General features: G+C 59.0%; 21 protein-coding genes and 1 pseudogene. 9 read left to right on the plus strand and 13 right to left on the minus strand.

Features of this window, described 5'->3' with window-relative positions:
- Positions 1-27: 27 nt before the first annotated feature.
- Complete coding sequence (locus Q7V20_RS10975) at positions 28-942, minus strand: LysR family transcriptional regulator (protein ID WP_370652453.1); 915 nt, start codon at positions 940-942, stop codon at positions 28-30.
- 252 nt (positions 943-1,194) lie between these two features.
- Here Q7V20_RS10975 and Q7V20_RS10980 point away from each other — a divergent pair, with 252 nt between their 5' ends.
- The 5 genes from Q7V20_RS10980 to Q7V20_RS11000 are packed head-to-tail and all read left to right on the plus strand — an operon-like array spanning position 1,195 to position 6,680.
- Positions 1,195-2,361: an acyl-CoA dehydrogenase family protein gene (locus Q7V20_RS10980; RefSeq protein WP_304790571.1), complete on the plus strand. Its 1,167-nt coding sequence runs from the start codon at positions 1,195-1,197 to the stop codon at positions 2,359-2,361.
- A complete protein-coding gene (locus Q7V20_RS10985; RefSeq protein WP_304790574.1) occupies positions 2,358-3,881 on the plus strand; it encodes a CoA-acylating methylmalonate-semialdehyde dehydrogenase in 1,524 nt (507 codons plus the stop codon). The genes Q7V20_RS10980 and Q7V20_RS10985 overlap by 4 nt, the downstream gene beginning before the upstream one ends.
- A gap of 14 nt (positions 3,882-3,895) precedes the next feature.
- The gene (gene mmsB / locus Q7V20_RS10990; protein WP_304790632.1) at positions 3,896-4,831 is read left to right on the plus strand and encodes a 3-hydroxyisobutyrate dehydrogenase; all 936 of its coding nucleotides are present in this window, start codon (positions 3,896-3,898) and stop codon (positions 4,829-4,831) included.
- Positions 4,828-5,592, plus strand: a complete 765-nt coding sequence (locus Q7V20_RS10995; protein ID WP_304790577.1) for an enoyl-CoA hydratase — start codon at positions 4,828-4,830, stop codon at positions 5,590-5,592. The genes mmsB and Q7V20_RS10995 overlap by 4 nt, the downstream gene beginning before the upstream one ends.
- Positions 5,589-6,680, plus strand: coding sequence for an enoyl-CoA hydratase/isomerase family protein (locus Q7V20_RS11000; protein WP_304790580.1), 1,092 nt, complete (start codon positions 5,589-5,591; stop codon positions 6,678-6,680). Before Q7V20_RS10995 ends, Q7V20_RS11000 begins: the two co-directional genes overlap by 4 nt.
- Here Q7V20_RS11000 and Q7V20_RS11005 read toward each other — a convergent pair.
- The 5 genes from Q7V20_RS11005 to Q7V20_RS11025 are packed head-to-tail and all read right to left on the minus strand — an operon-like array spanning position 6,674 to position 12,057.
- The gene (locus tag Q7V20_RS11005) at positions 6,674-7,708 is read right to left on the minus strand and encodes an AraC family transcriptional regulator (RefSeq protein ID WP_304790583.1); all 1,035 of its coding nucleotides are present in this window, start codon (positions 7,706-7,708) and stop codon (positions 6,674-6,676) included. The two genes, Q7V20_RS11000 and Q7V20_RS11005, sit on opposite strands and share 7 nt — an antisense overlap.
- A gap of 10 nt (positions 7,709-7,718) precedes the next feature.
- Positions 7,719-8,495, minus strand: coding sequence for an SDR family NAD(P)-dependent oxidoreductase (locus tag Q7V20_RS11010; RefSeq protein ID WP_304790586.1), 777 nt, complete (start codon positions 8,493-8,495; stop codon positions 7,719-7,721).
- A gap of 25 nt (positions 8,496-8,520) precedes the next feature.
- Positions 8,521-9,729, minus strand: a complete 1,209-nt coding sequence (locus tag Q7V20_RS11015) for an acetyl-CoA C-acyltransferase (RefSeq protein ID WP_304790588.1) — start codon at positions 9,727-9,729, stop codon at positions 8,521-8,523.
- A gap of 7 nt (positions 9,730-9,736) precedes the next feature.
- Entirely contained in the window at positions 9,737-10,927 is a 1,191-nt protein-coding gene (locus Q7V20_RS11020) for a thiolase family protein (protein ID WP_304790591.1), read from the minus strand.
- Positions 10,924-12,057: an acyl-CoA dehydrogenase family protein gene (locus Q7V20_RS11025; RefSeq protein WP_304790594.1), complete on the minus strand. Its 1,134-nt coding sequence runs from the start codon at positions 12,055-12,057 to the stop codon at positions 10,924-10,926. The genes Q7V20_RS11020 and Q7V20_RS11025 overlap by 4 nt, the downstream gene beginning before the upstream one ends.
- 219 nt (positions 12,058-12,276) lie before the next feature.
- Between Q7V20_RS11025 and Q7V20_RS11030 the strand changes: the two genes are divergently transcribed.
- Positions 12,277-13,290: an AraC family transcriptional regulator gene (locus Q7V20_RS11030; protein WP_304790597.1), complete on the plus strand. Its 1,014-nt coding sequence runs from the start codon at positions 12,277-12,279 to the stop codon at positions 13,288-13,290.
- Between the two features lie 133 nt (positions 13,291-13,423).
- Here the strand turns inward: Q7V20_RS11030 and Q7V20_RS11035 are convergent, their stop codons facing one another.
- The gene (locus Q7V20_RS11035) at positions 13,424-14,095 is read right to left on the minus strand and encodes a TetR/AcrR family transcriptional regulator (protein ID WP_304790599.1); all 672 of its coding nucleotides are present in this window, start codon (positions 14,093-14,095) and stop codon (positions 13,424-13,426) included.
- 267 nt (positions 14,096-14,362) lie between these two features.
- Here Q7V20_RS11035 and Q7V20_RS11040 point away from each other — a divergent pair, with 267 nt between their 5' ends.
- The 3 genes from Q7V20_RS11040 to Q7V20_RS11050 are packed head-to-tail and all read left to right on the plus strand — an operon-like array spanning position 14,363 to position 17,699.
- Positions 14,363-15,070 (plus strand): fumarylacetoacetate hydrolase family protein, encoded by a 708-nt coding sequence (locus Q7V20_RS11040; protein WP_304790602.1) that lies wholly within the window; start codon positions 14,363-14,365, stop codon positions 15,068-15,070.
- Complete coding sequence (locus Q7V20_RS11045; protein ID WP_304790605.1) at positions 15,067-16,170, plus strand: MBL fold metallo-hydrolase; 1,104 nt, start codon at positions 15,067-15,069, stop codon at positions 16,168-16,170. Before Q7V20_RS11040 ends, Q7V20_RS11045 begins: the two co-directional genes overlap by 4 nt.
- Positions 16,167-17,699 (plus strand): amidohydrolase family protein, encoded by a 1,533-nt coding sequence (locus Q7V20_RS11050; protein WP_304790608.1) that lies wholly within the window; start codon positions 16,167-16,169, stop codon positions 17,697-17,699. The genes Q7V20_RS11045 and Q7V20_RS11050 overlap by 4 nt, the downstream gene beginning before the upstream one ends.
- A 225-nt stretch (positions 17,700-17,924) precedes the next feature.
- On the opposite strand, the gene Q7V20_RS11060 is transcribed toward Q7V20_RS11050, so the two are convergent.
- From Q7V20_RS11060 to Q7V20_RS11085, 6 genes and pseudogenes are all read right to left on the minus strand, one after another.
- Positions 17,925-19,484 (minus strand): Fic family protein, encoded by a 1,560-nt coding sequence (locus Q7V20_RS11060; protein ID WP_304790610.1) that lies wholly within the window; start codon positions 19,482-19,484, stop codon positions 17,925-17,927.
- Between the two features lie 606 nt (positions 19,485-20,090).
- Positions 20,091-22,037 (minus strand): DUF3732 domain-containing protein, encoded by a 1,947-nt coding sequence (locus Q7V20_RS11065; protein ID WP_304790613.1) that lies wholly within the window; start codon positions 22,035-22,037, stop codon positions 20,091-20,093.
- Complete coding sequence (locus Q7V20_RS11070; RefSeq protein WP_125242223.1) at positions 22,034-22,522, minus strand: three component ABC system middle component; 489 nt, start codon at positions 22,520-22,522, stop codon at positions 22,034-22,036. Before Q7V20_RS11070 ends, Q7V20_RS11065 begins: the two co-directional genes overlap by 4 nt.
- Complete coding sequence (locus Q7V20_RS11075) at positions 22,519-23,739, minus strand: ABC-three component system protein (RefSeq protein ID WP_304790618.1); 1,221 nt, start codon at positions 23,737-23,739, stop codon at positions 22,519-22,521. The genes Q7V20_RS11070 and Q7V20_RS11075 overlap by 4 nt, the downstream gene beginning before the upstream one ends.
- 202 nt (positions 23,740-23,941) lie before the next feature.
- Positions 23,942-24,208, minus strand: a complete 267-nt coding sequence (locus Q7V20_RS11080) for a hypothetical protein (RefSeq protein ID WP_304790621.1) — start codon at positions 24,206-24,208, stop codon at positions 23,942-23,944.
- Positions 24,205-24,451 (minus strand): annotated as a pseudogene (locus Q7V20_RS11085) (plasmid segregation protein ParM domain-containing protein); the annotation flags it as partial. The gene Q7V20_RS11080 and the pseudogene Q7V20_RS11085, both read right to left, overlap by 4 nt.

Consider the following 24,451-nt stretch of genomic DNA (forward strand, 5'->3'; position numbering starts at 1 on the left):
TCAAAGCACCAGCGCCTGTCGAACTGGTCAGGACGTGGCCTTGGACACGGCCACCCAAAATGCTTCCGCGGCCTGCCCCAGAGAGAAACGGTCTCGATAAAGGCGAATATCCATGTCGACTCGCCAGTCCGGCGGAGCGGCTTCGACCAATCGCCCGGAGCGCAAGTCCTCATCGATCAAGGATTGCGGCAGCCATGCCATGCCCCGCCCATCCAGGGTCATCGTGCGCAACACAGAAGCCAGGTGAGCCTGAAAGGCGCTCTGAACCTGACAACGCTCCAGGGCCAGCCCTCGCACATCCCTGAGGATTCGACCCATACCCGAATCCATGCTGTAGTTGAGCACCTGCACCGGTGCGTCGGCATTGGGCGCCAGCAACTCGTGCTGTGGTCGGCCATCGGCCGCAGGCACAGACACCGGAATCAGCGTGTCTTCGCCTATGCAGATGAAGGGGTACTCCTGCGCCTGAAGTTCGCTGCCTGACTGCGGGTGCGAATGACTAAGCACAAATTGCACCTGACTTTGCAGCATCAGCGCCTCGCATCGTACAAACACGTCGGACACCAGGTTGACCGGGCCCAAGCTGATGTGCGACTCCAGGCCACGCAGCCAGTTGGGCATGAAGGTGAACGACAGCGCATGTGTGGCAGCGAAGCGAAGCGTCGTGCTGTTCGCTTCTGCCACGGCTTTGGCTTCGCCAGGCAGACGCGCCACCCGCCCCAATTGGTCGCGGGCCGCGTTGCGGAACCACTCACCTGCCGCAGTCAAACGCGCTGGCTGGCTGCTGCGGTCAAACAGGTCGGTGCCCAGCCATTCTTCCAGCGCCCGAATGCGCCTGCTGAATGCAGGCTGTGTCATGTGCCTCTCTTGTGCAGCACGAGAAAAATTGCCGCAGGCCGCGAGCGCCAAGAAATCATCAAGCCATGACAGGTTCAGTGACATTGAGGTGCCTCTTTCAGGACGATGTTCAAGCCATTGGGCGGAGGAACGCACCAATCACGAAAATGCCAGCCGACAACCCGTCAGATTGTAAAGCGGGACGGCAAGCTGCCCCTCACAACACAAGAGGGCCGGCTCCGCAGTTGGCGTGCCAGGATTGATCGAAATGCTCAGTCGGCACGTCAAAAATGGTCATCGACAAAGCCGGTTCGTGTTCATAGGATTGCGCGCAGTCCATCAACTGCAGCATGACCCATGAGCCCATCTGATACCGTCCTCACTGAGGACCAACGCACCATACGAGACGCGGCACGATCGTTCGTCCGCAAAGCGCTGGCACCTCATGCAAGTGAATGGGACCAAGCTGGTGCGCTGCCCGACATGGCCGTGCAGCAGATGGGTGAGTTGGGTTTGCTCGGACTGCAAGTGCCCACTGAATGGGGCGGCAGCAAGACGGACGATCTCGCATATGCCCTGTGCATCGAAGAGGTGGCTGCAGGCTGCGCATCATCCTCAACGTTGATGAGCGTGCACAACTCGGTGGGGTGTGTCCCCATTCTCAAGTTCGGCACCGAGCATCAAAAGCGCGAATGGCTGCCGAGGATGGCCACGGGCGAGGTCATCGGGGCGTTCTGCCTGACAGAGCCCCAAGCGGGTTCACAGGCCGATGCGATCAAGACGCGCGCAGTCCGGGATGGCGACGCCTGGGCGCTGAACGGCGCCAAACAGTTCGTGACGAACGGCGCGCGTGCAGGCGTGGCGATCGTGTTCGCCGTGACAGCCCCGTCTGCAGGCAAGAAGGGCATCTCGGCCTTCCTGGTGCCGACCGACACACCAGGCTTTGAGGTGGGCCGACCCGAGAAAAAGATGGGCATCCGGGCATCAGACACCTGCCCCATCTCTCTGGTCGACTGCCGCATTCCCACTGAGAACCTGCTTGGCCAGGAGGGCGAAGGTCTGAAGATCGCCTTGTCCAACCTGGAAGGGGGCCGCATTGGCATCGCCGCTCAGGCTGTTGGCATTGCGCGCGCCAGCTTGGAGGCCGCCACTCGATACGCCAATGAGCGGATTCAGTTTGGCCAGGCGATCGCACAGCACCAAGCTGTCGGTCACACATTGGCAGACATGCAGACCAGGCTGAGCGCCGCACGCTTGCTCGTTCATCACGCCGCGCGCTTGCGCTCAGCGGGCGTGCCGTGCATTTCAGAGGCCTCCCAAGCCAAGCTGTTCGCCTCAGAGGCGGCGGAGTGGATCTGCTCGAAGGCCATCCAGATCCATGGAGGCTACGGCTACCTGCAGGACTACGCCGTCGAACGCCACTACCGCGACGCGCGCATCACCCAGATTTACGAAGGGACCAGCGAGATACAAAAACTCGTCATCTCCCGCCAACTGTTGATCGACACACAGGACCACTCATGAACATCACCGCTTCGCTTTACACCGATGACCGAACCATCCGCCTGCTCATCAACGGTGAACTCGTCGCTTCACGCGCAAGTGAACGTCGTCCGATCGTCAACCCAGCCACCCAGGAAGTGCTGGCATACACCCCCTTCGCCACAGCAGATGAGATCAATGCCGCAGTGGCTTCCGCCAAAGCGGCCTTCGGCACGTGGCGGAACACTCCGATAGCCACGCGTATGCGGGTGATGCTGAGACTGCAGGCGCTGCTTCGCGAAAATTTGCCACGGATCGCTCGGGTGCTCACAGAGGAGCAAGGCAAGACTTTGGCCGACGCCGAAGGGGACATCATCCGAGGATTGGAAGTGGTCGAGCACGCCTGCTCGGTGGGAACGCTGCAACTGGGTGAGTTCGCCGAGAACGTGGCCGGCGGCGTAGATACCTACTCCTTGCGCCAGCCTATCGGCGTGTGCGCAGGCATCACGCCCTTCAACTTTCCCGCCATGATTCCGCTGTGGATGTTCCCCATGGCGATAGCATGCGGCAATACCTTTGTGCTCAAGCCCTCGGAGCAGGACCCCATGAGCACCATGGAGATCGTGCGACTGGCCCTGGAAGCTGGCGTGCCACCGGGCGTACTGAACGTGGTGCATGGCGGCAAAGAGGTCGTAGATGCCCTGTGCACCCACCCGGATGTGGTGGCCTTGTCGTTCGTCGGATCCACGGCAGTCGGCACGCATGTGTACGACCTGGCTGGTCGGCACGGCAAGCGGGTGCAGAGCATGATGGGCGCGAAAAACCATGCGGTGGTCATGCCCGACGCCAACAAGGAGCACACGCTCAATGCCTTGGCGGGCGCGGCTTTCGGTGCGGCGGGTCAGCGCTGCATGGCCGCTTCGGTGGCAGTCTTTGTGGGTGAGTCAAGCCAGTGGTTGCCGGAATTGGCGCAACGTGCGAAGGCACTGAAGGTCAATGCAGGGGGCGAGCCAAGTACAGACATTGGGCCAGTCATCTCGGTGAACGCGAAAGCCCGCATCGAAGCACTGATCGCCAGCGGCGTGAGTGAAGGCGCCCAACTGCTTCTGGACGGACGGCAAGTGAAGGTACCAGGCTACGAGTCTGGCAATTTCGTGGGTCCCACCGTGTTCGGTGGTGTCAAGACCACCATGCGCATCTATACAGAAGAAATCTTCGGCCCCGTGCTGGTCTGCCTGGAGGTCACAACCCTGGCCGATGCCATTGCGCTGGTCAACGCCAACCCCTATGGCAACGGGGTCGCGCTGTTCACCCAGAGCGGCGCGGTCGCCAGGCGTTTCCAGAATGAAATCGACGTTGGGCAGGTAGGCATCAACGTGCCCATTCCTGTGCCCGTGCCGATGTTCAGTTTCACGGGCTCACGCGGATCCAAACTCGGCGACTTGGGGCCATACGGCAAGCAGGTCGTGCAGTTCTACACGCAGACGAAGACCGTCACCGCGCGGTGGTTTGACGACGATGCTGTCTCCACAGGCGTGAACACCACCATCAGCCTGAAATGAACAAGGAACAAGCCATGGAGATCGCGTTCATCGGATTGGGCAACATGGGCGCCCCCATGGCCCTCAACCTTCTCAAGGCAGGTCATGCGCTGGCGGTGCACGACCTCAACGGGCAGGCCGTAGAGCGACTGGTGACCGAGGGCGCCCGCCCCTGCCAGTCACCGGCCGAAGCAGTGGGCAACGCCGATCTGGTGTTGACCATGCTGCCCGCGCCGCAACATGTGGACAAGGTGCTCACCGGAGATCAAGGCGTACTCGGCGCCATCCGACGCGGCGTGCCGATCGTGGACTGCAGCACAATCGATCCAGCCTCCGTCAGGCGGTTAGCCGAACTGGCCCTGGCCCAAGGCAACGATCTTGCCGATGCCCCGGTCTCAGGCGGCACCGCTGGCGCTGCAGCTGGCACGCTGACCTTCATGGTCGGGGCACCTGCAGGCTTGTTCGCTCGCATCGAGCCCATCCTCCAAGGCATGGGTCGGCGCATCGTTCACTGCGGTGACGTGGGCAACGGCCAGGTCGCGAAGATTTGCAACAACCTGGTCCTGGGCATTTCGATGATTGCGGTGTCCGAGGCGATGGCACTGGGCGTCAAGGAAGGCATCGATGCCAAGGTGCTGGCCGACATCATCAATGCATCATCTGGCCGCTGCTGGAGTTCGGAGGTCTACAACCCCTATCCCGGCATCGTCGAGACCGCGCCAGCCTCACATGGCTACCAAGGTGGTTTCGGCGTGGACCTCATGCTCAAAGACCTGGGCCTGGCGACCGAAGCGGCCCGTCAAGGCAAACAGCCGTTGCCCATGGGCGCGCTGGCGCAACAGCTGTACCAAGTGTGGAGCCAGCGCGGCGCTGGCCACCTGGATTTTTCCTCCATCATCCAGCTGCTGAGCAATCCGAACGTGGACAAGCCTCGTTCAATCACACCTCTCAACACCACACACACACCATGATCGAGCTTGAACTTCAAGGCAATACCGCCCTCGTGACCCTGAGCCGCCCTCCGGCGAACGCCTTCAGCCTGGAAGGCTTGCGTCAGCTGCGGCAAACCATCCATGACTTGAATGCCAACGCCGCTGTGCGCGCCTTGGTCATCACCGGCAGTGGCCCCAAGTTTTTCAGCGCGGGCGCAGACCTCAACACTTTTGCAGACGGCGACCGCGCCAAGGCGCTGGACATGATCCAGGCCTTCGGGGCCGCCTTCGAAGCGCTGGCCAATTCGCGGCTGGTCACCGTGGCGGCCATCAATGGCTATGCCATGGGTGGGGGGCTGGAATGCGCGCTGGCCACTGATATACGAGTCGCCGAACAGCACGCCCAGCTCGCTTTGCCTGAGGCCAGCGTCGGGCTGCTGCCTGGCGGAACCGGCACACAGACGCTGCCTTGGCTCGTCGGCGAAGCCTGGGCCAAACGCATGATCTTGCTGGGCGAGCGCGTGGACGCCGCCACAGCCCTGCGCATTGGCCTGGTCGAAGAAGTGGTGGACAGCGGCAAGGCACTGGAGCGGGCCCTGGCACTGGCCGAGCGTGTCGGCAGCCAAAGCCCAGACAGCGTGCTGGCATGCAAGGACCTGATACACGCGGCCCGCAATGGTGTGCCGCGTGCAGCAGCCCTGGCTCAAGAGCGAGAGCGATTCATGGGCCTGTTCAACCACCCCAATCAGCTTGAAGGGGTCAACGCTTTCCTCCAAAAGCGCAAGGCGACATGGCAATGAGCGAAGACCAAGGCGCCGTTCACTGCGACCTCATCAACGAGGTTGCGCTGATCACGCTGGATCGGCCGCGAGCGCTCAATGCGCTGTCGCATGCCATGGTGCTGCGCTTGCAAGCATTGCTGGACGAGGTCGATGGCAACCCGAGCGTGCGCGCCGTGGTGATGCGAGGGGCTGGGCCCAAAGCATTCTGCGCGGGCGGTGATGTCATCGCGCTGGTCCATAGCGTGCGCGATGCAACCGCTTTGCACCAGACCTTCTTCATCGACGAGTACAAGCTGGACTTGAGGATCCACACCTTCCGCAAGCCTGTCGTGGCCTTCATGCACGGCATCGTGATGGGAGGCGGCATGGGCTTGGCACAAGGTGCCGCACTGAGGCTGGTGACAGACCATGTGCGCATGGCCATGCCCGAAACACGCATTGGTCTGATACCGGATGTGGGTGCCTCGTTCTTCTTCTCGAAGATGCCTGCGCCTGTGGCCGCCTACCTGGCGCTGACCGGCGCGAACATCAACGCCGCAGATGCCATCTTCTGCAATCTGGCGGATGCGCGCAGCCGAGTCAACAATCCCGAGGAGCTGCCTTCTTTGCTGAGCGACATCGCGTGGCCAGCGCAGAACGACGTCGACACGATTGAGTTGCTGCGCAAGGCACTGGCCGCCGAGACCAGCGCGACGCACATCGAAGGCTCTCGGCTGGCCGAGCTTTGCCCGTTGATCTACCAGCACTTTGATCTGGCCAGCCCCATCCAGGCGATCGTGGCCGCGCTGGCCGAGAGCCCCAACGAATGGGCCAGGGCCACAGCACAGACCTTGCGCAGTCACTCACCACTGATGATGGCCTTGACCCTGGCGGCTTTGCGTCGAGGCAGGCACCTCAGCCTGCCTGCGTGCTTCAGCATGGAATATGACCTGGTCCAACATGCCATGTCGTGCGGGGAGTTCGCCGAGGGTGTTCGCGCGCACCTCGTAGACAAGGACCACACGCCGTCCTGGACCGTTCCAAGCATGGAGGCCCTGACCGACAGCGTGGTTGCCAGCGTCCTGGCCGCAGCCGTTGACCAGCCCATCAAGCCGTGGCTTCACTGAATGCCCCGAGGGTTTGGCAGCACGCCTCTACGGTAGTCGGATGGCCGCATGCCGGTCCATTTCACAAAGGCCCGATGGAAGGCCGAAGCCTCCGTAAAGCCCAGGGCCTGAGCCAGCTGTTCAATGGACAAGGCCTCGTCCCGCAAAGAGCTGATGGCCATGTCGCGGCGCAGCTCGTTCTTGATCGCTTGGAAGGTCGTGCCCTCGGCGTCCAGCCGACGGCGGAAGGTGGACGAGGCAAGCCCGAGGTGCGAAGCCATGGTCTGAAGGCATGGCCAATCAGGCGGCGAGACAGCGCGCAGCCTTGCGCGTACGTGCGCCGCCAAGCTATCGGTGTTGCGGTACTTGACAAGGAAGACGTCGGGCGCACGCCGCAAGAATGGCCTCAAGGTGTCGCGGGTCTGGACCACGGGCTGAGACAACATCGAGGAGGGCATGACCAGGGCCCCTTCTGCCTCGCCAAAGCGGATGTGTTCGCAGAACATCACGCGGTACTCGGCCTCGAAGTCCGGCGCACGCCCGGCCAGTTGGCATTGGAGTATGGGGATGCGCCGAGCGATCAACCAACACGCCAAGCCGTAGGCCACCATGAAGTAAGTGGCATGCGCAAAAGGACTTGACCGCGAACGGGCATCTCGCAGGCGCAGCGTGGCGGTATCGCCTGTCACCTCCAGCGTGACGCGCATGCCATCGAGGACCACTGACGTGTAGCGGCACAGATACCGAAGCGCCGCGCGCAGGTCTGCACATCCCAAAAGGCCTTGACAGAGCAAGGCGTAGGCACCTGGTCTGGCCGGGTGCGCATCCAGCGCAAAGAACTCGTCTTGAAGGTCGCGCGCCAGTGTGCGCCACAGCACACCAAACTGCTCTGGCGACACGCGGGCCAGCGGTTCATCCAGAAACCTGGCTGGAATGGCTGCGCGCCGAAGCACGGCGTCTTTGGACGCCCCCGTCCCCGCCACGGCCTCCAAGGCCTCGCGAACGAAGTGGATGGAGATGGTCCGTGGCTCGACCGACCTGCGTGACATCTTGTTGATGTCAGCGAGGCGTCATGCGCAGCGCGCCATCCAGTCGGATGACCTCACCATTCAAGTACTCATTGCCCACCATGGCCTGAACCAATGACGCGTACTCTGCGGGGCGACCCAGCCGTGCTGGATGCGGCACGGTGGCGCTCAGCGAGTCCTGAACCTCTTGCGGCAAACCCATCAGCATCGGCGTTTCGAAGATACCCGGCGCAATGGTCAACACGCGGATGCGTTCCCGGGCCAGGTCTCGCGCAGCAGGCAAGGTCATGGCGACCACGCCCCCTTTGGATGCGGCGTAGGCGGTCTGCCCAACCTGGCCATCAAATGCAGCCACCGAAGCCGTGTTGATGACGACACCCTGGGATGCTGTGGCATCACTGACGTCACCAGGTGCCTGGCTGGCAATCATCGCTGGCACCGCCAGACGCATCATGTTGAACGTGCCAATCAGGTTCACCTGGATGACTTTGGAGAACGTGTCCAGGCGGTGTGGCCCATTCTTGCCGTGGAGCTTCTCGGCCGGGCCGATGCCCGCCGCATTGACCAGCACGTCCAGCCGACCGAAACGGTCCACCGCAGTCTGGACGGCTGCTTTGCCGCTCTCCTCATGCGAGACATCGGTGCGCACCCACGTCATGTGGTCGTGCGGGGGCAGCACATCGGGCCGAGGCTCGGTCAGATCGGCCACCACGACACGGGCACCTGCCGCCAAGGCCATGCGCACGGTGGCCGCACCCAGGCCTGAACTGCCGCCGGTGATGAGAAATACGCTGCTAGAAATGTCCATGTCTTGCTCCTCGGTATGGGTCTGTTCAAATCATCTCGATGGCCACGGCCGTGGCTTCACCGCCGCCAATGCACAAGGTGGCGACACCGCGTCGCAAACCACGGTGTTTCAATGCGCCTAGCAAGGTCACAAGCAGCCGAGCGCCCGTCGCCCCAATGGGGTGACCCAGTGCACAAGCCCCACCATTCACGTTGACCTGCTCATGCGGTAATGCCAACTCATGCATGGCAGCCATCGCCACCACGGCGAAGGCCTCGTTGATTTCCCACAGGTCGACATCGGTGGTTTGCCACCCCACCTGCGTCAGCAGCTTGCGCACGGCGCCGGCCGGTGCGGTGGTGAACAGGCGCGGCTCTTGCGCAAAACTGGCGTGCCCCAGCACGCGGGCCAAAGGCGTCAGGCCCAAGGACGAAGCCGTGGAAGCGCGCATCAGCAGCAGCGCAGCGGCCCCGTCTGAGATCGAACTGGCATTGGCCGCCGTCACCGTGCCGTCGGGCTTGAAAGCAGGCTTGAGCGTGGGGATCTTGTCGAGTTGCGCCTTCAGGGGCTGCTCGTCCTGGTCAAACACCGTTTCGCGCCCACGCACCACCTCTCGCACAGGCGTGATCTCCCAAGCAAAGGCGCCCTGCTGGATGGCAGCTTGCGCGCGGGTGGTCGAGGCCACAGCGTATTGGTCTTGCGCCTCGCGGGTGAACCCGAACTGCGACGCGCATTCTTCTGCGAACTGGCCCATCAGCTGGCCCCGTGTCTCAGGTGCATAGGCATCTTCCAGACCATCCAGGAACATGTGGTCCATGACCCGCCCGTGCCCCAGACGCAGACCGGCGCGCGCCTTGGGCAGGAGGTATGGCGCATTGCTCATCGACTCCATCCCGCCTGCCAACACGACCTTCGCGCTGCCAGCCACGATCGCATCGTGCGCCACCATGACGGCCTTCATGCCAGAGCCGCAAACCTTGCTCACCGTGGTGCATGGCGCGGCCATGGGCAGCCCTGCGGTCAGTGCGGCCTGACGCGCAGGCGCTTGACCAAGCCCCGCGGGCAGCACGCAACCCATGTAGACCTCGTCCACCTGGTCTGGCGCAAGCTTGGCACGTTCGATGACGGCGCGAAGCGCCATGGCGCCAAGGGCTGGTGCAGTGAGTTGCGACAAGCCGCCCTGAAAGCCCCCCAGCGGCGTGCGAGCGGCCGAAACAATCACAACCGGATCTTGAAGATGCATGTGTGAAGCCATGGTGTGATCAATTCAAACGCTGAACAATGGTGGCAGTGGCCATGCCATGGCCGATGCACATGACCTGAAGACCGAAGGTGCCGTCCGTGGCTTTCAAGCCCGACAGCATCTTCGCCATCAAACCCGCACCCGTGCCGCCCAATGGGTGACCGTGCGCGATGGCACCGCCCCAAGGGTTGAGCTTGTCCATGTCAGGCTCAAACTCGCGGGCCCAGGCCAGCGCTACCGTCGCGAATGCTTCGTTGAGCTCGATCCAATCGATGTCAGCGAGACTGAGCCCTGCCTTTTGCAAAACCAAATGTGTTGCAGGCATTACCCCAGTTAACTGCATCACGGGATCGGAGCCCACCACGACACGGGCCAGGATGCGGGCTTGGGGCTTCAACCCGAGGCGCTGCGCGGCTGCGCGGCTTGCCAGCACCACGGCGGCACTGCCGTCCGACATCTGACTGGCGTTCGCCGCGGTGACAACGCCGCTGCTCGCATCGCGAAACACCGGAGCCATCGCCACCATTTTCTCGTGGTCGAGCGTGGCGCGCACCCCCTCGTCGTGGTCCAACACGATGGCGGCACCGGCCTTGTCAACGCCAGGCACGGGCACGATCTCCTGATGCAGATGGGCTGTTCGGGCGGCATGGGCGCGTCGGTGGCTTTCCTTGGCAAACGCATCGCAATCGGCACGGCTGATGCCCCAGTGGTCACCAATGCGCTCCGCACTTTCCACTTGATGAGGGATGTCGTAACGCGCGGTCAACTGGGGATGCAGCTGATCAAAGCCTTTGAAGTCGCCCCGCCCCAACGTGAGGTCGAGGAACATCGGCACACGGCTCATGCTTTCGACCCCGCAACCGATGGCGAAGTCAACATCACCTGCGGCAATGGCCTGAGCGGCCGCATGCACGGCGTATTGGCTGGAGCCACACATGCGGTTGAGCGTGACAGCCGGAACCTCGAATGGCAACCCCGCCAGCAAAACCGCTTGCCTCGCGATGTTGGCGCCCTGCTCACCGGCCTGGCTCACGCAACCGGCCACGACATCGCCAACATGATCGGCGGGCACGCCCGAACGGCTCAAGGCCGCCATGATGGCCTTGGCAAGCAACTCGTCCGGACGCACCTCTCTCAAAGCGCCTTGGCGACGGCCAAAGGGTGTGCGAACGGCCGAGAGGATGAGCGGCTCAAGCGGGCTGCCGTTCATCGCGTCAACTCCCTGAGGATGATGTTGCGCTGGATCTCGCTGGTGCCCTCGTAGATCTGCAGCACCTTGGCATCGCGGAAGAGCTTTTCCACGGGGTATTCCGTGCTGTAGCCCATGCCTCCGAAGACCTGGATGGCTTCCGAAGCCGCCCACATGGCCGCATCACAAGCAAAGGCCTTGGCCATGGCGCACTCGCTGGTGTTCGGCCGACCCTGGTCAGCGAGCCAGGCCGATTGGTATGTCAGCAGGCGCGCGGCTTCCAGCTTCATGCGCATCTCTGCCAGCTTGTGACCCACAGCCTGGTGCTCCAGGATGGCCTTGCCCATCGAGCGCCGCTCCTTCGCATAAGCCAGTGACTCATCCAGGCTGCGCTGGATCACGCCCAAGGCGAACGCTGCCGCCATGGGCCGCGAACGATCGAAGGTCCGCATCGCAATGGAGAAGCCCTCGCCTTCCTGCCCCAGGCGGCTGGATTCAGGCACGAAAACCTGCTCGAAGAACACCTCGCACACAGGCGCGGCCCGCTGCCCCAGCTTGCCCAAAGGCTCACCCACTGACAGGCCAGGCGCGTTGCGCTCCACGACGAAAGCCGTGATCCCCTTGTGGCCTGCAGACACATCGGTCTTGGCAAACACCACCATGAGGCTGGCCAACGAAGCGTTGGAGATCCAGATCTTGCTGCCCGACAACAAATAGCCACCGTCTACGCGCTTGGCAACGGTTCGCAGCGCTGCGACGTCCGATCCCGCTGATGGCTCGGTCAAGGCAAAGCTGGCGAACTCGCCTGCCGTAAGACGCGAGAAATAGGTCTTTTGCTGCTCGGCATTGCCTGCGACCAGAATGGGCTCGGCAGCCAAGGCACTGATGCTCAATGCCGCACCAATGCCCAGGCAGCCACGGCACAGCTGCTCTGTGACCAACGCGACCTCCAGTGCGCCCAAACCAGCACCACCAAATTCAGTGGGCAGCTCCAAGTTCAGCAGACCAAGTTCGAGCGCTTTGCGATGGACCTCCAATGGAAAGTGCTGGTCTTGATCGGCTTTGGCTGCCACGGGAATGATCTCGCGGTCCACAAATTCACGAGCCAAGTCCTGGATCATTCGTTGTTCGTCGTTCAGCAGGAAATCCACGCTGTCTCCTTCGGTAGCAGATTCATTAACATTTCTAGCCACATGCACACACCCATCGGCTCGGCCGCCGATACTGGCGCCAGCGAGCAAGATCCCATCCGCGCAGGGGCTTTACGTCTTAAAGCGCCAGAATTCTAGGAAGATGGCACCACAAATCGCTTGCCAGATCCGCCCATTTATTTGCAAAATCCGCCAAGCCGCTTCGCCTCACCGCGTCAGATGAATCACCCTTTGACCACCGTCCCCATCGACTTTGTGCGGCAACTGCTGGACAGACCCAACCTTGACGAGCACACACAACGGGCCTGCCTCACGCACGCGGGGATTCCGTTCGACCTGCTTGCATCGCCGCAAGCGCGCGCAACCACCGAACAATTTGCAGCGCTGTACAGATTGGTCGCTGTACGCACGCAGGACGAGAGCCCGGGCATGTTCTCCAGACCGCTGAAGCCCGGTACCCTGAAGTTCCTGGCGCTGAGCGTGGTGCAGGCTCGCACCTTGATGATTGCCCTTTACCGGCTCACTCAGTTCTTCCGATTGGTGCTGGACGACTTGCATTTCGACCTGCGGTCAAGCGAGAACCGGGTCAGCATCGTATTGATGCCACAAACTAGCGTCGTGAGCGAACAGCGCTTCACCCAAGAGGTCATGCTCAAGCTCGTTCATGGGATCGCCTCATGGCTGGCAGGCCAGAAGATCCCATTGGCTGGCATTGACCTGGCATTCAGCCCGCCTACTTACGCGACAGACTACGTCTACCTCTACCCTGGCCCGGCTCAATTCAACAAAGACCTCAGCGCGATTCACTTTGACCGGCACTGGTTGGAGGGGCCTGTCCGTCAGCATGCAGGAACCATCCGCTCATTCTTGTCGCGGGCGCCAGCAGACTGGATGTTCGTGTCGTTTGCAGAGCGTCTGGTCAGTCACCGCGTTCGGCAGCACCTGGATGTTCGACTCGTAAGCACCATCCACATTGACGATGTGGCAAAAGCATTGCTGATGTCTTCGCGGACCTTGACACGTCGACTGGATGAAGAAGGCACCAGCTTTCAAGTAATCAAAGATGAACTGCGTCGCGATGTGGCCATCCAGTTGCTGGCACAAAGCACCCTGCCACCACAAGAGATTGGCGCAAGAGTCGGCTTTGAAGACCCGACAACCTTTTACCGCGCCTTCAAACGTTGGACAGGCTGCTCACCAGGCGTCTACCGACAAGTCCGCGTCAAAAATTAAACATCCCTCAGGCTCAATTGACATCCTCACTTCCATTCAATTGGTACGGCTGTGAGGGGGCAGGTCAGAGTCCTTCTTTGATCAACTGCATCGACTTTGCTCACGTATCGGCGAGACATGGCACTGGGCATGATCACTGTCGCCCAAGCTGCAGGATGCCACCCACCACGAAGCAGACCATGTCCTTGTAGTGATTGGAAAAGTCGGAAGATTGTTCGAGGCCACCCGACAGAACGTCGATACGACCAGTGTCTGCAAAAATTGCCATGGCTGACGAGACCATCAGTTGGTAGGCATTCAATTTCTGTCGGCGAGTCAAATGAGGCAGGATCTTTCCAATTCTGTCGATGAATATCTCCCCGATTGGATTGAACTCATCAGCGATCAAAAGAAGCACATGCGACCTTGTATTGGTCAGTTGAGCCAGCAGCCGCAGGTAATTCCTCCACTCCGCGCCCTGGAGGCTTCGCTCAAGCAACGGTGAGGCAAACGCCTCCACCAGCGATTGAAGCTCCGCCGCCTTGCCCCGAGACCTCGGTAGGCTGGCCAGCAATGCAAGTCGATCAGCATTGATCAAGCGAGCACGTCTGGCAATGACCTCTTGGAACAAGGCCTCCTTGCTTCCAAAATGATCATTGATGTTGGCCAGCCGCGTACCTGCCTTGCTGGTGATCTCTCGCATAGGGGCGCCATGGAAGCCATGATCCGCAAACAAAGCCTCAGCGGCGTCCAAAAGGCGCTCGCGGACACTCATCCCTGGCGCAACTCGCTTAGCCCCACCTTCCATTTTTTCGATCGACTGCATCTGCGTCACACTCCGCGCAACCAATTGGAACACTTGTTCCGGATGTGGTAGTCTATCCGGAACAGATGTTCCAGATTGGGTGAAAAAATGAAGTTCCGTCGCATACGTACAGCTGACTCAGAGCAACTGAGCCCCCAGGCTCTCTTGGGTGCAAACTGGGAAGATCTGGCTGTGCCCCCCGACTTCTGCCTGCCGGCATTGGACATCCATCGATCACCAGCGACTGGCCTCGCACTGCCCTTTCAGCCCAGGTCATTCCGGGACTTCATGCTGTATGAGCAACATGTGATCGATGCCTCTCGTGGCCTGGCCCGCCGCTTCCTGCCAACTGCTTATCGGGCAGCAAGACTGGTCGAAGGAATCACGGGAAGGACGTTCCCCGCTTTCAAACCCCGCCCTCTTTGGTACAAGCAGCCCATCTATTACTTTGGGAATCACTTGAATTTTGTACCGAGCGGCACGCCCATTCGAAGTCCATCGTATAGCCACGCATTGGACTACGAACTCGAGCTCGGTTTCGTGCTCAGCAAGCCGCTCTTCAACGCCACCGTAGACGAGGCGCTCAATGCCATTGGCGCATTCGTCGTGCTCAATGACCTGAGCGCAAGAGACGTACGGCGTGCAGAGATGGCCAGCGGCTTTGGCCCGCAGAAGTCGAAGCACTTCTTGAGTTCCATGTCAGAACTGGCTGTGACGGCAGACGAGTTGTTGGAAGACGCCGCCGACCTCAAAGCCAGTATTTTGATCAACGGCAAAGAGATCTGTTCGACGACAACCGCCGGCATGCGCTACTCCATTGGCGAGGTGCTTTCACACGCATCAAAAGATGAACAGCTCTACCCCGGCGAACTGTTTGGCACTGGCACATTGCCAGGCGGATCCGGAATGGAGAACGGCCACTGGCTTGAGCCCGGCGACCTCCTGCAACTTCGCATCGACCGCATCGGTGAAATTCAGCACCAGGTGCTGGCATGAAGGGCGCAAAACTGATCTCCGCGACAGGTAGACAGTTAACCCGCATGGGCGCCCGCCCCCTTTTTGATGAGGGCTTATATGAACTAGGACGAGACTCCTACGCATGGCTGGTTCCAAACGGCAGCTGGGGTGAAACCAATATCGGTCTCGTCAGATGCGGTGACCAAACCGTACTCATCGACACCTGCTGGGACTTGCCCCATACACGTGAGATGCTCGGCCATGCGGATCAGTTCTTGAGAGACGCTCCGGTTCACGCCATCATCAACACCCATGCCGATGGCGACCACTGTTGGGGCAATCAGCTTTTCGCGGGGCGCCCCATTTACTCCACACGAGCGTGCGCCGATCAGATTCATCATCACAAGCCCATTCAATTGACTGCGCTTCAGTGGAGCAGCAAAATTTTCAGCGGTATTCCCACCAATGGTGTTGATGCACTAGGCCGCTACATGGGGGCCATGTTGAAGCCGTACAGATTTTCAGGCATCAAGGTTTTGGGCGCCAGCCAGACGTTTTCTGGAGAGATGCCCCTGGAGATTGGCAATGTGAAATTCCACTTGCTTGAGTTGGGCCCAGGACACACCGACGGCGACTGCATCGTCCACATCCCGGAGCGGCGGATTTTGTTCGCTGGCGACCTTCTATTTGTCGGCGTGACGCCTGTTGCCTGGGCAGGCCCTGTATCGAACATCATCAAGGCATTGAAGCGCATTCAGGCCTTCGATGTGGATGTCATCGTTCCTGGGCATGGGCCGCTTGCCACGCAGGAAGATGTTCAGCAACAGATCGACTATTGGGAGTGGCTGCAGTCGGAACTTGCGCCCTTGGCGGCCAAAGGCGTCAACGTCGATGAGGCAGCCCAGCTTTGCCTTTCCTCCATGGGCTTTCGCAACGCTCCTTTTGCCAAGTGGGCTGATACAGAGAGACTGTTCACATCGGCTTGCACCCTGTACCGTGAATGGGGAATAGAGACCGCAAAGTACCGTGGCCCGCTTGGCCAACTGGATCACTTCAGACGTCAGGCATTGCTCGGCTCAGTCACCGTCGGCCCGGAATCCGCAACAGATACCTTTGAGTCCCCAAGGAAACGCCCATGATCAAGCAAGCATTTTTGATCCGTGGAGGGCACCTCCTGACAATGGACAGTCAGCTGGGAGAAATGCCCAAGGCAGATATCCTGATCAGAGATGGCCGCATCACAGAAATTGCGCCCAGCATTGTTGCCGACGATGCCCGGAGCATCGATGGCTCAGACTGCATCGTTCTGCCAGGCTTTGTCGACGCCCATAGACACATGTGGCAAACACAGATGCGGGCAAGGATGGGCAATGGGACGCTGCTGGACTACAGCGCGGAAATCAGATCGGTTTTCAGTGCATGTTATGACCCCGATGACGTCTACATTGGCATCTTGATGGGCTATTTGGATGCGCTCAATGCCGGATGCACCACCTTGATTGATCACTGCCACATCATGAACAGCCTTGAACACGCTGAGCAGGCGGTTCAAGCCTTCAAGGACTCCAGGGCGCGCGGGGTCTTCTGCTATGGTTTTTTCCAGAACCCGGAGATGCACAAACCCGATGATCTTCAGCGACTGCTCTCCACACCAACTCGCATGGTTCAAGAGGCCCGCACCATTAGAACCAAGCACTTCACGGAATCTGGCCGAATCCGATTCGGCACTGCATTGACAGAGCTGGAGTGGTTCCCGATTGAATATACGTTGCGCGAACTCCAGCTCGCTCGAGAGCTTGGATCGCACAAGGTCAGCATTCACGCGGGCTTGGGGTCGTCAAGTCAGTACACCCGATTTGTCGAGAGGCTTGCGAAGGCCAACGCGCTGGCACCGGATCTGCACTTCGTTCATGGTTGGGGGCTCAACGACAAAGAGTTGCGTCTTCTCAGCGACGCAGGCAGTTCGTTGGCGGCAACGCCCGAAACAGAACTCCAAATGGCCATGGGCTTTCCTGTGATAGGGCGCTTCCGTCGTGCTGGTGGACGAGCATCACTGGGCATCGACATCGTATCGAACAACAGCTCTGACATGTTCACGCAGATGAGACTGGCCCTGCAAGTTGTCCGCGGCCTTGAAAACGAGGCCTGTGCCAAGAGAAGGCTCTTTCCGGACGCCCTGAGCTGGACGACAGAAGACATCTTGCGTGCTGCAACGATCGATGGCGCGCGCGCCTTGAACCTGGACGGTGAGGTCGGTAGTCTGTCCGTTGGAAAACGGGCGGATATCCAGATGATTCGCAAGAGTGACATCAACATGGTGCCCGTTGTGAACGCGGTCAATGCCGTGGTTCTTTCTGCCAATGTCAGCAACATTGACACGGTCATGGTGGACGGTGAGATCGTCAAGTCGGGCGGGCGCTTGGTCCGAAATGACCTTGCCGTGTTGACGGAAATGCTGAAGGCATCTAGCGCGCGGATCCACGAACGTGCGCAGTCATTTGACATTCCGACCATTCGCAGCGCATTGCAAACGGTCTTTCCAATCTCCCACAAGGAATCAATGGAACAACGATTCGCGTCAGCAATCTTCAATGGTCCATCCAAGCGCTTGCACGACTGGCTGATGAAGATTGCGGTAAAGAAAGCAAATGGCCATCGTGCCCGCTGATTGTTGACCCACAGTTCGTGGAGCGTGCGTTGCGTGTGTACACGCCGCACTGGATGTGATCAGATCGCGCACCCGGCGGTCCAGCGTACGAAAATTTTGCTCTACCTTGCGAAAGTCAGCCAGCAGTTCCCTGGCCACCAGCGCGGCGGACTCGGCCACGAGCAAGCGTCAGGCAGGGTGCTGGCGGCGCAAGGCTTCAAGCGTGTCGATGTCGAGTTGCATCGCTCAAGGCGTCTCATCATCCTCGAACACGGCCTTCACGGCCGCCACGATCTGCTCGTGCCTGGCGTACAAAGCGCCGTCTTCAGAGAACACCTGAGGTAGAGCCTTGCGCAGCTTGTTGCTAACCTGCCAGTGCCCTTCTCTTAAAGATCGGATGATGCGGTCCGCGTCCTGATCGGGCATCTCCACCAGGTTCTTGATCGCCGCTCGGGCATTGTCGTACTGGCGCAGCACCAGGGCCTCCGCAGCCATCTCGTGCTCCACCGTCTGGCGCAGCACGCCGCTCAGATACCTGGCGTGCTCGGTCAGATCAAGGTATCGCCATGCGTGTTGGGCGTCATCAGAGTGCAGGAACTCGAAGTTCGTTTCAACCCCGTCAGGGCAGGTGCGCACGGTGCTGAAGCGATAGCCGTCGGCATAGCGCTGCATGAAAGGGCGAGAGAAAACTTCCAGGGTTTGGTCGTATTCCGCGCGGCCCTTGGCCGACCCGGCGATGGTGGCTGACACCGGGATGATGATGTTGGCTGGCACCACCTTGTCCGCGGCCAGCAGGTGGTTCACCAAGAAGCGATGGATACGTCCATTGCCATCGACGAGCGGGTGCAGGTAGACGAAGGCGAATGACAGCGCGGCCGCTCTGACCACGGTATTGGCGCCGTGGGTGCGCGCCTCAAAGCTGCGCAAGGCGTCGAGCATCTCATCAACCAGATCTTCCGATGGCCCAACATAGTGGACAATGTTCGTGGTGAAGGTGCTTTCTCCAACGAACACGGGCGAACGCCGTATGCCGACGCGCAACGCCGCCTCACCCAGCACGGCCCGCTGCAGCGTCAGCAGGTGCTCGGGTGACATGGGATCGTTCAGGCGACCACTGTAAGCACTGATGGCCCCGGCGAAGCGATTCACCCGTTCCTGCTTGTCTGCTTCATGCTCAATGGCAAAGCTGGCGCGGGATTCTTTGAAGGTCAGCCAGGCCGCGCTGCGCAAGAGCAACTCGGGGCCATAGGTATCGTCGAGTGCCTGTACGCCTGCGGCCACATCGTAGATCCAATCGCGCTGGTCCACAGGGCCGAGGAAAACCATCGGACAGAAGTGGCGCGGCCCTGGCAGATTGTTGTTCACGCGCCAGCGCCGCGCGCGCTCGGGCCTTTGACTCACCAGATACAGACCGGCATCGATCGCGTCGATGTAACCCACATTGGGGGCCGTGTCTGGGACGTCCAGCACCCGACCCGTGAACCATTCATAGAAGAAGGCCGCACGCCGCGCGTAGCTGCCTGTAGGCTCGGCCCTCACCCAGGACGCCACAGCCTCCGGGTCGATCTCGTGAAACAATCGAGAGAAGAACTCGAAGTTCAGCCGCTCGTACTTCAAGCCAAACTCGAAGTGCCCTCGGAAATCATCGGTGGGTTGATACTGGACGGGCCAGGTTCTGATTTCTTGCCCATCAAGCGTCTCGCGCTGGCGCACCGGGCCCAGGCGGCTGCGGGTGAACAGCGCCTGCACCAGCCGGATGCCATGTTGCTCGGCAAGCCGATGAAAGCCCAAAAGGGTGTCTGACATAGGCTGATTTTAGCTATAGGATCTTCTATTTCGCTATAAAAAGAAGAAAAAATGACAAAATCCTATAATTAAGCCTACTGGATCCGCTCATACACACTGACGCTGCGCCAGTTCTACGATGCCTGGCGACGATGATGGGTGATTCGCCACCGCCAAGTCGCTCAAGCGCTCTCCCGATACGGCAACACCGCTCCCGGTATCGCGAACAGCTGCCCTGCTCACCTTGGCTTGATACCGATCAAGATACCGGGAAAATCAGCTGGCTTGCCTTGTTCGGCCAACAGGCTGATGCCGAAACCCCACTCCATTACGCGTCATTTTCCTGGGACGACGGCCATCGGATTCAGCACAATAAACGTATTGAGAGCTCCCCTCACTCCCACTCGATCATTTCCGGCACCTTGAGAGCCGCATGAACACTAGGTTTTTGGAGTTCCAAGATTTCTTTCTACCGTCATTTTTACCGACGCTAAAAGGCGGTGATTGCAACGATGGTTGCCGGTCAAACGACAGCCATAACGCAATGTGAAGTGTACACGGCGAGCCTGTTTTGCAGGGCGGCAAAGGGGTGGAGCAATGCTCCGTAGCCCTCTTCCTACTGCCACCTTAGGCATCTGGCCAGTTCTCTGGCACCAACGCTGGCGGCTTGGACCATGGTTGCTCGACCAAGGCATCTTGAAACCACTTATCGCGGAGGTTCGCGTGCTCGGTAACGATGAGTTGAAAGCCTGGAACATCCTCTTGAGTGAACTTCAACAACAATTCGAACAGTCGGCGTACCGCCACCAAGTCAGCATCGGCCTCTGTCTTTTGAACTGACCCGTCAGCCTCTTGATAGACCTTTTCCGATGGAAAGTAGACCTGAGTAGGTTGATCAATCAGCAGGAAACGTGGAATTGGCCGATTGTTCTTCGCTGCGAAAAGATGCAGGGCAAGCAAGGCTGACAAGTGGTACGCCAAATGGTTCTCACCGCCGCCTGTTCGACTCATAGGAACGGGCCGATCTGGGCGGTCAAAGACGATGGTTAAGTGGCTAAGGTCTAGCCGTGCAGGGAACGTGCTGAACTCCGCCTCAAAGGTGCGGATGAACTGCGACACCTGCGTCGAGATGTTGTTGAGAATGGAAATCAGCCGCTCGTTGCTGTCGTCTGCACCGATCTTCTTTTCCAACTCTTCGACCTTAAACTTGAGCCTCTTGTGGTCAGCCTCACGCAAAGCAAGCTCCGCATTGGGGACCAAGCCTTCCAAGAACAAGCTAATCCGGCCCACAACGCGCGCAGCCGCGTGGTTTCGCGCACCCATTTGGGCCATGATCTCACTTGCTGCAATCGCGGCGGAGAGTTCGGCTTCCTTGTTCTTTATTGAGCCAACGATCTCTTGTACTTTGACATCGAGCTCGGCCAAGTAAGCATCCAGTTTGGGCCGCTGCTCAACCACGATGCTCATTTCTGCATCCAGCGACGCCAACTCATTGAGCAACAACTTGGCAACAGGAGTCTCCAAACCCAAGTTTGGCTCGCAGAACGGCCACTGCCACTCTCCAGTTTTTGGATTTTTTGGGAACGCCTTGATCGATGCCAATCGATCTTTTTGCTCGGCCGCTTCATGCTCAAATCCAACGGCCTTCCTGGCGAAATGACGGGCCGAATCGATTCGAGATTGAACATCTCTGCGATCCTGACGCAGCTTGCTGAGGTCATCTTCGAGCCGTGAAATCCTGCTGCCGTCGTCCTCAGGGATAGCAGACGGTTTCCAAAGCAATGCGGCGCGCAAAGCATCCGTCATCCCGTCAGCGCTGGCTTGCTGATGGATCGCATCAAGGATACCAACGGCCTTCGCTTCAGAGAAGAGGCTGATGCCCTTTTGCTGCGCGGTGTCAATGGCATCTCGCGCTTGTTCAAGGAGCTTCGAGTTGATTTTCAACTCTCGCTGAGCCGCGCGTAGTCTTGCTTCAAGCTCGTATCGATCGCCGGACGAAACTCCAAGCAGAATCGGCAACGTATCTTTGATTGCTTGAGGCTGGAAACTTTCGTTCTGTCGATAGAAGAGCTGGTCTTTGTTGGCGACCAAGCCTTGCTTTTGAAATAGATAGTAGTACGTGTGCTTGACGTTAGCGTCAAAGCTCACTCTGCTGTTGTCGATTGCGACTTCGGTCCGATTCTCTGGTATGCCTAGCAGACGAGACAACAACACGACGACGGCATCGTCATCCGTGTTCACAACCAAATCTTTGAAGTCTGGCGGCGCTAGCTGTGCACCTCTCCGCTGCATTACAAGACCGCAACTCGTACCGCCATCGGTAGGTGTCGGCTTGGCAATCAACACTTGTTCTTGGGGAAACTGATAGATCACGCCGAACCATGACACCTTATCGCGGATGATCCCTTCCGGAACATTGAATGTCGAGCGCCCCATGCAGTACTCGATGATCTCCGAGAGCGCCGATTTACCAGTAGATGATCTACCGGTTATGACATTGAGCCCATCTACTTTGAATTGGAGATCTCGACGTTGGCCATCATGGCTGTAAACGTGTATGGATTTAATTTTCATGGCCGAACACCAAAGGTCGTATACACAGTCACACGGTCCGCGATGCGTGCAAATTCTTTACCGACAAAGCGAGCCACACGTTGGCATGAGACAGACTCGGCTGTACCAGTGACAGACTTTCGCATCTTTTCAGGCACGGTCTTCAACCTACCATCAGGCGACACCGTAAAACAACCCCGTTCCGCCAACAGGCCGAATGCCTCCAGTGAAAACGGCATCAAATCACTTGCCCGGGCGGCGAATCCGACCAGTAACTGAGGATTATTTTCAACCGTCTTTAAAAGATAGCTGCGCGAGTTATCAGCGAGAACAAGGCGAGAGTCCTTGTGCAAACAAAGTGGTAATACCAGCAGTGCAAGAGAATATGGCATCCCATCAGGATTCTCCTCTTCGTACCCCAGCAACGCCTTGAACAACACCAGCCCACAAAAAGCGGGATTAAAAAGGTTGCGTACCTCGAAGGGTCGGTGATCCCATCGCTTCATTCGGTAGCCCCCACCACAGCCCCTATTCGACTAAGGAAGCGCGGATGCCAATAAACACGAGGCAATGGACGCGAATTGGCCAAGATATGAAATCCTCCACGCACGACATACGGCTCAGTGACGCCTTCCCTGATCCGAAGTGCACTGATATTGCCGCTTTCCATGTCAGCCCATCGGTATAGTGCCTTTCCTGCGGCCAGAAGGACGTCATCAGCGCTTTCGTCATGAAGGTCCTCAAATACGACATCCTTGTAGCGCCCCCACTCGTCGACAAGGCGATCTTCATAGGACTCCAATTCACCTGCAACTAACAGGTTCTCACGAGCCCATGAAGAACGCTGTTCAAATGCTCTGTAGTAGTCCAAGATCGCATTGCGGATCCTGTTTGAGGCTATACCTATTTCCCTCAATTGAACGACAAAGAGCCGTGGATCGTTGTCCGCATCAATCTCACCGGCGGGTGTTTTCCCTCTAAATGTGATTGGCAGGTTGTCTGATTTGTACTCGTCAGCAAACGCAGAAAGCTTGTCCGACACCTCGTAACCAAAAATTGGTTCCGTCCGCTGTCCGGTTAGTAGTTTCACCGCAAGGTCATTCCACCAGCCTTCAAGTCGTTCGAATACGGCATCTCTGAACTCTCGCCGAACGCTACGCATGCGTTCATCTTTGATGATCGTCGGCACATCGGCGATTCGGGGCGATCCATCAAAAATTGTGATGCGCGAAAGAAAGTCTTCCTGCTCTTCAGGATTGAGGTCGTGGAACTCTTTCGCAATTCCATTGATGAGCTTTGACCCAGACTTAGACAGCGCGTCTGCTGCAAGTTGCGACAGCGCTTCTTGCTCGTCGTCCGCAACATGACCATCCAAAACGTGGCGAAGAAACGATGTATCAGAAACTGTTCCAGTCGTGAAGAGGAAAAACTGAAGGCTGGCATCGCTACGCCCGTCACGGTTGTAACGTGCCAACCAGATGCGGACGGACTTCCAGAAGTCTGTAGACAGATCCGTAAGTCGATCCCCTACCGCCTTGTGCTTGAGGGAGGCGAGTGTCTTGACGCCATCCTTATCCACGAAATCAAGATCGTCGTCTTTCTCGATCAAGACAGAGGTGCTCTCAGGCAACTGTAGAAGCTTAAGCAGTGCGAATCGCGGCTGGTAAATGTATCCAAGCCCTTGCTCGCCCGCCGAGTACTGATCATTGGATGCCCCAGACATGCTCACGCTCCTGCATTGAACGCGTAAGACAGCCATGCGGCGGTGTTCTCGCCCGAAGCGGACACAATGCTGGTCAATGGCCCAAGGTCAGATACCGTCATTTCCACATCCCCTGAATTGCTTGGTCGCACGTTGAACGCGCGACCGGCTATTTTTCGCAATGGTAACAAACGATTTCAGGGGCGTGACGGGAGCAAACCACTCATTCGCCGGTCGGTGGGCCAAACAGATCGTTGGTGATCATTGAGCCACCTGTCTCGGCCACCAGTTCCGGATGACTTGAACCTCCGGGCACCAAGTGCCCGCATTGGGCGAGCAAGCCATCATAAGCAAGCACCCGCAGTCGATTGATCCTCTTGGTGCCCTTGGGGAACTGGATCAGATCGTCGTACAGCCTGGGGTGATCGGCACGCGCCAGTTCAAACACCAGCCGGATCGGTTCGCCACTGGCCTTGGCGTTGGCATTCATGGCTTGCTCCCAGATGGCGTCGCACCTTGATCGGCCCGTGGCGCGGCCATCACCGTCCGCGCATAGTTCTGCCCTGCCAGTTGAAAGCCCCGCACATTGGCAAACATGGGTTCCTTGACCTCATGGATCTTGTGATTCGGAAACGCCGCCTTCACCGCCTTCTTGAACAGGAAGGCACCGCCGCCGACCAGGATGATGTTCTGCAAGCTATGTGGCGATTCGATGTACTGCTTCATCGCCGAC

Source organism: Aquabacterium sp., assembly GCF_030652515.1.
Taxonomy (GTDB): Bacteria; Pseudomonadota; Gammaproteobacteria; order Burkholderiales; family Burkholderiaceae_C; genus Aquabacterium.

What these genes read in the sequence shown, in the direction of transcription:
- mmsB (WP_304790632.1), top strand. Translation starts at nt 3,896, where the DNA reads ATGGAGATCGCGTTCATCGGATTGGGCAACATGGGCGCCCCCATGGCC.
- Q7V20_RS11035 (WP_304790599.1), bottom strand. Translation starts at nt 14,095, where the DNA reads ATGCAGTCGATCGAAAAAATGGAAGGTGGGGCTAAGCGAGTTGCGCCA.
- Q7V20_RS11030 (WP_304790597.1), top strand. Translation starts at nt 12,277, where the DNA reads ATGAATCACCCTTTGACCACCGTCCCCATCGACTTTGTGCGGCAACTG.
- Q7V20_RS11000 (WP_304790580.1), top strand. Translation starts at nt 5,589, where the DNA reads ATGAGCGAAGACCAAGGCGCCGTTCACTGCGACCTCATCAACGAGGTT.
- Q7V20_RS11050 (WP_304790608.1), top strand. Translation starts at nt 16,167, where the DNA reads ATGATCAAGCAAGCATTTTTGATCCGTGGAGGGCACCTCCTGACAATG.
- Q7V20_RS11075 (WP_304790618.1), bottom strand. Translation starts at nt 23,739, where the DNA reads ATGTCTGGGGCATCCAATGATCAGTACTCGGCGGGCGAGCAAGGGCTT.
- Q7V20_RS11045 (WP_304790605.1), top strand. Translation starts at nt 15,067, where the DNA reads ATGAAGGGCGCAAAACTGATCTCCGCGACAGGTAGACAGTTAACCCGC.
- Q7V20_RS11005 (WP_304790583.1), bottom strand. Translation starts at nt 7,708, where the DNA reads ATGTCACGCAGGTCGGTCGAGCCACGGACCATCTCCATCCACTTCGTT.
- Q7V20_RS10985 (WP_304790574.1), top strand. Translation starts at nt 2,358, where the DNA reads ATGAACATCACCGCTTCGCTTTACACCGATGACCGAACCATCCGCCTG.
- Q7V20_RS11040 (WP_304790602.1), top strand. Translation starts at nt 14,363, where the DNA reads ATGCTGTATGAGCAACATGTGATCGATGCCTCTCGTGGCCTGGCCCGC.
- Q7V20_RS11060 (WP_304790610.1), bottom strand. Translation starts at nt 19,484, where the DNA reads ATGTCAGACACCCTTTTGGGCTTTCATCGGCTTGCCGAGCAACATGGC.
- Q7V20_RS11070 (WP_125242223.1), bottom strand. Translation starts at nt 22,522, where the DNA reads ATGAAGCGATGGGATCACCGACCCTTCGAGGTACGCAACCTTTTTAAT.
- Q7V20_RS10995 (WP_304790577.1), top strand. Translation starts at nt 4,828, where the DNA reads ATGATCGAGCTTGAACTTCAAGGCAATACCGCCCTCGTGACCCTGAGC.
- Q7V20_RS10980 (WP_304790571.1), top strand. Translation starts at nt 1,195, where the DNA reads ATGAGCCCATCTGATACCGTCCTCACTGAGGACCAACGCACCATACGA.
- Q7V20_RS11010 (WP_304790586.1), bottom strand. Translation starts at nt 8,495, where the DNA reads ATGGACATTTCTAGCAGCGTATTTCTCATCACCGGCGGCAGTTCAGGC.
- Q7V20_RS11015 (WP_304790588.1), bottom strand. Translation starts at nt 9,729, where the DNA reads ATGGCTTCACACATGCATCTTCAAGATCCGGTTGTGATTGTTTCGGCC.
- Q7V20_RS11065 (WP_304790613.1), bottom strand. Translation starts at nt 22,037, where the DNA reads ATGAAAATTAAATCCATACACGTTTACAGCCATGATGGCCAACGTCGA.
- Q7V20_RS10975 (WP_370652453.1), bottom strand. Translation starts at nt 942, where the DNA reads ATGTCACTGAACCTGTCATGGCTTGATGATTTCTTGGCGCTCGCGGCC.
- Q7V20_RS11080 (WP_304790621.1), bottom strand. Translation starts at nt 24,208, where the DNA reads ATGAATGCCAACGCCAAGGCCAGTGGCGAACCGATCCGGCTGGTGTTT.
- Q7V20_RS11020 (WP_304790591.1), bottom strand. Translation starts at nt 10,927, where the DNA reads ATGAACGGCAGCCCGCTTGAGCCGCTCATCCTCTCGGCCGTTCGCACA.